The following is a 9,008-nucleotide window of genomic DNA, read 5'->3' on the forward strand; positions in this document are numbered from 1 at the left end:
TGTCTAGTGGCAGACTCTCTGCCACTACAACGTAAAACTTTGAAAACAGCTTCTGGAAAAGCGTCTCTGTTAGAGACCACTGATGAGGGTATAACTGTGCTTGAAGCCTATCGCAAACATGTAGCAGAACGTGCTGCACAGGGCGTCGTCCCACAGCCGTTGAATGCTGAACAAACCGCTGGTTTAGTTGAGCTTCTAAAAAATCCACCGGCTGGTGAAGAATCGTTCTTACTAGAACTTATCACTGACCGCGTACCACCTGGGGTGGATGAGGCCGCTTACGTTAAGGCAGGTTTTTTATCAGCCGTTGCTAAAGGCGAAGTCACTTCCCCACTCATTGACAAAGCGCATGCAGTAAAGCTGCTTGGCACTATGCAAGGTGGTTACAACATTGCAACTTTAGTTGAGTTACTAGACAGCGCTGAATTAGCGTCACTAGCCGCTGAGCAACTAAAACATACGTTGTTAATGTTTGATTCATTCCATGACGTAGCTGAAAAAGCAAAAGCAGGCAATGCTAATGCTAAAGCAGTAATGACTTCTTGGGCTGAAGGCGAGTGGTTCAAAAACCGCCCAGCACTAGCTGAGAAAATCACGCTGAGCGTATTTAAAGTGATTGGTGAAACCAACACTGACGATCTCTCTCCTGCACCTGATGCTTGGTCCCGTCCTGATATTCCTTTACACGCTTTAGCGATGCTAAAAATGACGCGTGAAGGTATTAATCCCGATCAACCAGGCAGCGTTGGTCCACTAAAGCAAATTGAAGAAATCAAAGCTAAAGGTTTCCCAGTTGCTTATGTAGGTGACGTTGTAGGTACGGGTTCTTCTCGTAAGTCAGCTACTAACTCTGTGCTTTGGTTCTTTGGTGATGACATTCCGAATGTGCCTAACAAGCGCGCGGGCGGTTTCTGCTTTGGTACCAAAATTGCCCCTATCTTCTACAACACAATGGAAGATGCAGGCGCATTACCTGTAGAGTTTGACTGCACCAACCTAAACATGGGCGACGTTATTGACGTTTACCCATACAAAGGTGAAGTGCGCCGTCACGGTTCTGATGAGTTAGTAACTAACTTTGAACTAAAAACTGATGTACTTTTAGACGAAGTACGTGCTGGTGGTCGTATTCCGCTAATTATTGGCCGTGGCTTAACTGAAAAAGCACGTGCTGAATTAGGCATGGGGCCTTCTGATTTATTTAAAAAACCAGAAGCACCAGCTGATAGCGGTAAAGGCTTTACTCTAGCGCAAAAAATGGTAGGTCGTGCATGTGGTTTAGCAGAAGGCCAAGGCGTTCGTCCTGGTACTTACTGTGAACCTAAAATGACCACTGTAGGCTCACAAGATACTACAGGCCCAATGACTCGCGATGAGCTAAAAGACTTAGCTTGCTTAGGTTTCTCTGCCGACCTAGTTATGCAGTCTTTCTGCCACACTGCTGCTTATCCAAAACCAATTGACGTAAACACTCACCACACATTGCCAGATTTCATTCGCAACCGTGGCGGTGTATCTCTACGCCCTGGTGACGGTATTATCCATAGCTGGTTAAACCGTATGCTACTACCTGATACCGTAGGTACGGGTGGTGACTCACATACTCGCTTCCCTATCGGTATTTCGTTCCCTGCAGGTTCTGGCCTTGTAGCCTTCGCTGCGGCTACTGGTGTTATGCCACTAGATATGCCGGAATCTGTATTGGTTCGCTTCAAAGGTAAAATGCAACCTGGCATCACTTTACGTGACCTTGTACATGCAATTCCTTACTATGCGATCCAACAAGGTCTATTGACTGTTGAGAAGAAAGGTAAGAAAAATATCTTCTCAGGTCGCATCCTTGAGATCGAAGGTCTAACTGACTTAACCGTAGAGCAAGCATTTGAACTTTCTGATGCCTCTGCTGAGCGTTCAGCTGCAGGTTGTACTATTAAACTTCCTGAAGATTCAATTGCTGAATACTTACGCTCTAACATCACCCTGCTACGCTGGATGATTGCAGAAGGCTATGGTGACGCACGTACTCTAGAACGTCGTGCGAAAAAAATGGAAGCTTGGTTAGCAAAACCTGAGCTACTAGAAGCAGACGCTGATGCTGAATACGCTGCGGTGATCGAAATTGATCTAGCAGAAGTTAAGCAGCCTGTACTTTGCGCACCAAATGACCCAGATGATGCACGCCTACTTTCAGACGTAGCTGGCCGTACTATCGATGAAGTATTCATCGGTTCATGTATGACCAACATCGGTCACTTCCGCGCAGCAGGTAAACTGCTAGAGAAAGTTAAAGGCGGTATCCCTACTCGCTTGTGGTTAGCACCACCAACTCGTATGGACCAATACCAATTAACCGAAGAAGGTTACTATGGTATTTATGGTCGTGCAGGTGCGCGTATGGAAATGCCAGGTTGTTCATTATGTATGGGTAACCAAGCACGTGTGAAAACAGGTGCAACTGTAGTTTCAACTTCTACACGTAACTTCCCGAACCGTTTAGGCGATTCAACTGATGTATTCCTAGCCTCTGCCGAACTTGCAGCGGTAGCCTCAATTCTTGGTAAACTGCCAACCGTTGAAGAATATATGCAGTACGCGCAAAACATCGACACTATGGCTGCTGATGTATACCGCTACCTAAACTTCGACCAAATTGCGCAATACCAAGAAGCTGCTGCTAACGCACAGATTCCTGTAGTAGAAGTGAAGTAATACCTCGCTTTAATGCGACGCTTTAGTGCTACCTATTACTCTTACAAAGCACTAAACACAAAGCCCCAAGCATGCTAGCGCTTGGGGCTTTTTTTATGTAAGCCTTTCAAGCGCTGTAGATCCAATGTCATAATGATTTTATTTTGCATAAGAACAGCACAATGACTAAAGAAGAATACTGCCAACAATTTACTGAAGACGATGCTGTAGGCTGGGATGCTATAGCTTCCACACTAGAAAAACTTTATGGCGAACAACAAGCCGAACACTACGGCACAACTATCCCTTATATTTTAGGCGGTGAAGATCCTTTAGATGGTATTAGTATCTATCTTAGCCATGAACAAGAAGACCATTATCATTTTGTTACCTATGGTTTTTCAGAGCTTTATTTTGACGAAGAAGCTGCCGGAAAAGAGTTTAGTAAATTTGGCATGGAGCTGACCCTCCGCCTAAAAAAAGTAGATGCTGATGATAATAAAACTTGGGTGTGCTCCCTCATGCAAAATTTAGCACGCTATGTATTTGACTCAGGCAATTGGTTTGATGCCAACCACTTTATTCCTACCAATAGCCCTATTCGTTTAGATTCAAATACTGATTTGTGTGGATTAGCTTTTACTGTAGATCCACAGCTAGGGAAAATCCACACCGCTCACGGTGAGGTTCAGTTCTTACAGATGATAGGCTTAACCAGTAAAGAAGTTGAGTATCTAAAACAGGCTAACAATCAGGACGAGGTACTGCAATTAATACAACGCATGCAACAAGATAATAATCTGTTGCTAATTACTGACCTGCAACGCACGCATAGCTATCTTGTTTAATATATAAATGGCTAGCATAAAGCTAGCCATTTATAACATCACTCCAACTTAGTATTGCGTACTATTTTAATTTTATATTCAAAGTTAGGCTTACGCGTTACGCTAATTGGGCGACGAGTTACCGCATCTAAGGTGATATTCCAGTAACCGCTGCTTGGTACTCGAATTTTTGCGGGAAAACGATCAAAACAGCCACCATGATAGGTGTGCTTACCACCATTACGGAAACTGCGAAAATTAGCATCATTCATTAAGCGTATATTGCACATTTGTGAGCACTGAATAACCACAAAATCGCCTTCTGTGAGCATTTCACGTTGATGGATAAATTTCATAAGCCAACCAATTTAATAAAACAAAACGTTATTTTAAGGCTTTTATACACTGAAAACAGCTTTTCTTTTTATTCAGTTGTAATTGAAAGCATCCAGCTTACTAACCTCACATATAGCTTACAGTCAGTACACAAATAAATAGCTAGTATGCTTGCAAGCTATACTAGCCATTTTATCTGGCACTTTTATTTTTTAGTTAAGCGAGCTATCGTCAGCTTTTATCACAATTTGCTGCCATTCTTTTGGCTTAATTTCTATATTTCCCTTAAGTAATTCCCCCCAAGCAGCTTTGCGTTGCGCTGGCGTTGAATAATTAAACATCTGCTCATCAGTATCAATCCAGATGTCAGAACTTTTTTGCTGCCAAACGGTACAGCTAATCACTCTCGCTTGCTCATGACCACTACAAATTACAACCTCATTTTCGCCATCATTATTTATATCCTTAGTAAAGCCTAAGCAGTTATAGGGACTATAATTTTTGGTACAGTCTAAATATTTATATTTATTTCCATCCGCATTAATAAACTTCCACCAACTTTCAGGAAGTGGATCACTACCAGTTGAAATTAGCATTACATCAGACAGTAGTTTATCTAATTCATCAGAATTATTTTTATAATAACTGTTGTCTGTCCTAGCCTTATATTTCTCATCCTTTAATAGATTTTCCCATGCTTCTTCACCTGTTTTACCTAATTTCACGAACTGATACTTTATAATAGGATCATCATCAGCGTTAATTCTTTCCAATAAATTATTCGTTGCAATCTTATAAAAATCGACTGCCGGGCTACTGGTTGCAAGAATACTAATTACTAATAAAAGTAATATCGTTTTATTGATAGCCCCTAAGCATAAGCTCCAGTTATTTCGTTTAAGGATAACGGAAACACTGTAACTTATAGCAGTTAAGCCAATTAGCATGGTGATAAAGAATGCATAGAGTCTTGGATAGCTCCAACCATACTGATTAACTCGGGCAAGAATTCCATAAATAGTAAAAAGTGCAAAAATACTAAGAAAGCCAATATTAATTAACACAAAACCATTAAGCCAAGGTCTAAACTTAAATCCTTGCTTTCCATCTCCATATACAATATTTATTAAAATTATACTTATAATTAAGAAAATTAAAATTGGAGGTGAGCTTAAAACTCTACTACTCGCTACCCTGACACTGCTATCTAGCATATCCGAAGATATAGAATTGATTAAAGAAAAAAGCATTCCAACTAAAAATAACATGCCTACCAAATTAAGTATTGGTAGAAAAAAACGGGCAATTAAACTAAAAATACGGGTTGCTTGTATATCTGAAAAACGACGTAAAAAGAGTAAACATATATTAAAGGCTAGACAAAATAAGACCCAGCGGAAAAGCTCACGAGACATAATATAAGCTAGTGAATTCATCTGTACTAAGTCAAACAAGTACGTGGCCAATACCGAAAGAAGTACTACTGCTCCACCAATGGCAGCTGCAAATACCGCAAACAAGGTATTTAACCCGTACAAACCAATTAAACACGAATAATTGGTGCTCCATTTACCTGTCATTTGGCGTAACTGCAACCAAGGTAGAATAATAAATACTAAAACAATAGAGATAAAAATAGATTCTTCGTGCTTATAGTTAACGTCAGCCACATTGGAGTCAAACCATAATGAAACCCACAGGACACAAGCAATAACTATAAAAATATTCAAATAAAAAACAGGACGCTTTAAATCTGAAACTAAGAAGCTAAAAGCAGAGGGAATAATTAAAGCGCAAGATAACGGTGTTAAATACAGGCCGGCAAAGGGTTGATCATATAGATATGCAGGAAACTCCTTAATTAACCATGCTTGCAACACTGCTAATAGCATCACAGGAAGATAAGTGTAACGAGCAATCGCAGGCTCAGTATTGGTTATGCTCATGGCAGTCCTTAACACATAGAGGAAATTACCAATACGACACACTATGTAACAAAAAGTTGTATCACTCTAGCGTTATTTAAGAAAACCGAACGTAGATTTTAAGCCTCTTGAATTATATACCCCCACCTGTATAATGAAAAATCAATCACTCGGAGATATACAATGAAAACAGTACTGGTTTCAGGGGCAATGGGCAGCAACATGACAATCAGCATGCAGTGTGGCAATCATGAAATACGAATGGATCAGCCAAAAAATGCAGGCGGTAGCGACAAGGGTCCAACGCCACCAGAACTTTTATTAGCTTCTTTAGCAGGCTGTGTTGGTAGCATTGCGCGTATTGTGGCGCATCAACAAAAACTAAACATAAAAGGCATGCAGTTCAAAGCCGAAGGTGATTTTAATCCTGACAAGCTATTAGGCAAAGACACTGAGGATCGTGCTGGATTTCAACAAATCCGCTTAGAAGTCTCTATTGATAGTGATTTAAATAAAGAGCAGCAGCTTGCCTTCTTAGCGGAAGTTGAACGCCGCTGCCCTATTGCAGACAACCTACTTAATTTGAGCACTATTGATACTCAGTTAGTATAAGCAGTCAGGTTACTGCCGCTTTTTACGTGGCAGTAGCGCTAACATATTTTCTTTACTTATTTTGCGTGCCACTGTTGCAGGTAAAGCATCCAAAACTGGACTAAAGGCTTGCATTATTTCTGCTTGACTCTTAAAACGTCCCACTACATCAGAGCCTAGCACAAATCGCGTAGGGTATTTATTCAGTAATGCCAGCCATTCTTTGCTGGGAATGCCCTTGCCATCTAACATGTAGGGCTCTAGTACTACCCAAGATAAATCAATATAAAGATTCTTATATTCAGCTAATAACTCATCTAATAATCTAGGCAAAAATACTAATTTTTCCTGATGACGATGAATCTCCATACTGGTGCCTGCATGCGCCCAAATAAAGCGCACTTTTTTATTAGCCTGTAAAACTTCTCTTAATTCTTCCTCATAAAGGGCTTTGCGCTCACGCTTGGAGGTAATATTAGTATGTAGTAAAACAGGTAAATCATACTCAGCTGCTACTTTATAAACACGCATCATAGCTTCATTATTAATACGTGGTGTTTCACCCAAAGTAAGAGCGGTAATATCATCATGACGGGCAAAAACTTCGCCAATGCCCTGCCAGAAATCAGGATGCATTGCTAATAGTTGGCGAATCTGTGTTGCAGCATTTTTATCATTAGGGTTAAACCCAGATAAAAATGGAATTAAACGTGCTTGATCTGCTGGTTTTGCTTTACTAACTAAATCATGCACTAAAAAGTCAGTAGCGCTGTACCAATAAACAGGGGCGTCATCCCCTGCATAAAATCTTGGTTTTTGTGGTTCATCCTCATGCCATTTTTTAGCAACAGGAATACCCATTACAACGCTTTTTTCAATATTACCTTCATCCATTGCCTCAATGAGGGCTTCTACCCCTTCTGATTGCTGAAAAAAATCAAACAAATGTGCGTGGCTATCTATATAAGTGTGCGCCCATACTGTTGGAATAATAAACAACCCTAACAGTGCTATAGTAAATCGCATAAGCCCTCCCTATTGATTAGCTATGAGGGCGAGCAATAAAAAAGGTTCATTAGCCTAAAGCAACAAGCAAAGCGCCAGCTGTTATCATTACAACACCAAGACTGGCTAGCCAAGAAAGTTTTTCACCTAATAAGATAACCGCTAAAACTACAGCAAATACCACGCTGAGCTTATCAATAGATACCACCTGACTTACTTTGCCATGTTCAATAGCGAGAAAATAAAATAACCAAGATAAAGCTCCAGCCACGCCACTTAAGGTAATCCATAATAATGCTTTATGGTTGCTCATTACTTCGCTGAACAAATGCAGCTTACCTTGCAAGAAAACAACTAAAAATAAGAAAAGCGCCATAATAATGGCTCTAATAGCTGTGGCTGTATTTGCATCTAGGTGCTGTAACCCTAGTTTGCCAAAAATACCGACTAAAGCAGCAGTAATTGCTGACAGCAATGCATAAATCAGCCAAGCACTCATAAATGCCTCTGTTAATAACAGTTAAGCTAACTGCTGCCAAATAAGCTTCGCAGCCATACTTAAACTCATAATAATTAGCATAGGTTTAACAATCGCCGTTCCATATTTAATTGCAAACCGTGAGCCTAGCTGAGCGCCAATAAGCGCGCCAACAGCCATGACAATAGCCACAGATAAAATAATATGTCCTTGAAACGCAAATATTGAAAGCGCTCCAAGATTACAAAACATATTGGCTAATTTGGTGTAAGAAATAGCTTTAATCACACCATAGCCAAGCAGCGAGATAAAAGCAATCATATAAAACGAGCCTGTTCCTGGCCCTAAAATACCATCATAGAAACCAATAAATGACACTATAACGGCGGCAAAGGTGAAAAATGGTAATTTTGCTTTTTTCTCTTCATTACTCATTTTAGGCGAAAAAAACAAATAAACAGCAACAGCGACTAACAAAAACGGGATCGCCAGTTGCAACTTTTCTTTTGGTAGTTGTGAAACAAGCAATGCACCCAACAGACCACCGGTATAAGCAAACAAGGCAATAGGTAAACCTTGCTTAAATTTAATATAGCCTTTCGCCATAAAGGTGATAGCCGCTGAACTACTACCTGCAGTACCTTGCATCTTGTTAGTTGCCAAAGCCTCTACAGGTGCAAATCCGGATAACAGTAAGGCTGGCAACGTCAATAAGCCTCCACCACCTGCAATAGCATCAATAAAGCCTGCCAAGGTAGCAACACCTGCAAGTGAAATAATTGTAAAAGTATCAACCATAAATGCCTAAACCTTAATAATTACTATCTAATACTTAAGAAAAAAGCATTGTACTCCAGCATGCTCAGTTATGCTGAGCCTATTTAAGGCTTTAGGTACAATTTAGTCTGTCTGACCTTATCCCAAGTTTAGTACCACAGCTAGGATGGGGTTTTTGCATTATGCCGCCTTTCTCGCGTATTCGGATGGTGGCATATAATTTAATGAGCTGTGAGGGCAGACATCATTATAATGTTGTCTCCATTGCTCTATTTTATAAGTGGCTTCCGCCAGCGTTCTAAACCAATGTAGGTTCAAGCACTCATTCCTAAACTTACCATTCAAGCTTTCTACAAATGCATTTTGTGTAGATTTTCCTAA

General features: G+C 40.4%; 9 protein-coding genes. 3 read left to right on the forward strand and 6 right to left on the reverse strand.

Translation table 11 applies throughout. The annotated features are described in order from the left end of the window. Nucleotides 1–96 precede the first annotated feature (96 nt). Together acnB and VQ643_RS07835 are read left to right on the forward strand one after the other, a co-directional pair. Nucleotides 97–2,709 (forward strand): bifunctional aconitate hydratase 2/2-methylisocitrate dehydratase, encoded by a 2,613-nt coding sequence (gene acnB, locus VQ643_RS07830; protein ID WP_414199034.1) that lies wholly within the window; start codon nucleotides 97–99, stop codon nucleotides 2,707–2,709. 161 nt (nucleotides 2,710–2,870) lie between these two features. Further along, nucleotides 2,871–3,536 (forward strand): suppressor of fused domain protein, encoded by a 666-nt coding sequence (locus VQ643_RS07835; protein ID WP_414199015.1) that lies wholly within the window; start codon nucleotides 2,871–2,873, stop codon nucleotides 3,534–3,536. Between the two features lie 38 nt (nucleotides 3,537–3,574). Here VQ643_RS07835 and VQ643_RS07840 read toward each other — a convergent pair whose 3' ends face one another. Further along, on the reverse strand, nucleotides 3,575–3,871 hold the full coding sequence (locus VQ643_RS07840; protein ID WP_414199017.1) for a DUF1883 domain-containing protein: 297 nt from the start codon (nucleotides 3,869–3,871) through the stop codon (nucleotides 3,575–3,577). Nucleotides 3,872–4,063: 192 nt separating this feature from the next. After that, nucleotides 4,064–5,797, reverse strand: coding sequence for a hypothetical protein (locus VQ643_RS07845; protein WP_414199019.1), 1,734 nt, complete (start codon nucleotides 5,795–5,797; stop codon nucleotides 4,064–4,066). Nucleotides 5,798–5,959: 162 nt separating this feature from the next. Here VQ643_RS07845 and VQ643_RS07850 point away from each other — a divergent pair, with 162 nt between their 5' ends. Further along, nucleotides 5,960–6,388, forward strand: a complete 429-nt coding sequence (locus tag VQ643_RS07850; protein ID WP_414199021.1) for an OsmC family protein — start codon at nucleotides 5,960–5,962, stop codon at nucleotides 6,386–6,388. Between the two features lie 9 nt (nucleotides 6,389–6,397). Here the strand turns inward: VQ643_RS07850 and VQ643_RS07855 are convergent, their stop codons facing one another. The 4 genes from VQ643_RS07855 to VQ643_RS07870 form a co-directional block, all read right to left on the reverse strand. Next, nucleotides 6,398–7,393, reverse strand: coding sequence for an amidohydrolase family protein (locus tag VQ643_RS07855; RefSeq protein ID WP_414199023.1), 996 nt, complete (start codon nucleotides 7,391–7,393; stop codon nucleotides 6,398–6,400). A 49-nt stretch (nucleotides 7,394–7,442) separates the two neighbouring features. After that, entirely contained in the window at nucleotides 7,443–7,871 is a 429-nt protein-coding gene (locus VQ643_RS07860) for an EamA family transporter (protein ID WP_414199025.1), read from the reverse strand. Nucleotides 7,872–7,892: 21 nt separating this feature from the next. Further along, nucleotides 7,893–8,648, reverse strand: a complete 756-nt coding sequence (locus VQ643_RS07865) for a TSUP family transporter (RefSeq protein ID WP_414199027.1) — start codon at nucleotides 8,646–8,648, stop codon at nucleotides 7,893–7,895. 159 nt (nucleotides 8,649–8,807) lie between these two features. Then, on the reverse strand, nucleotides 8,808–9,008 hold a 201-nt coding region (locus VQ643_RS07870), incomplete at its 5' end, for an integrase core domain-containing protein (RefSeq protein ID WP_414199029.1).

The organism is Pseudomonas sp. F1_0610 (assembly GCF_047470865.1).
Classification (GTDB): domain Bacteria; phylum Pseudomonadota; class Gammaproteobacteria; order Pseudomonadales; family Pseudomonadaceae; genus JAZDRH01.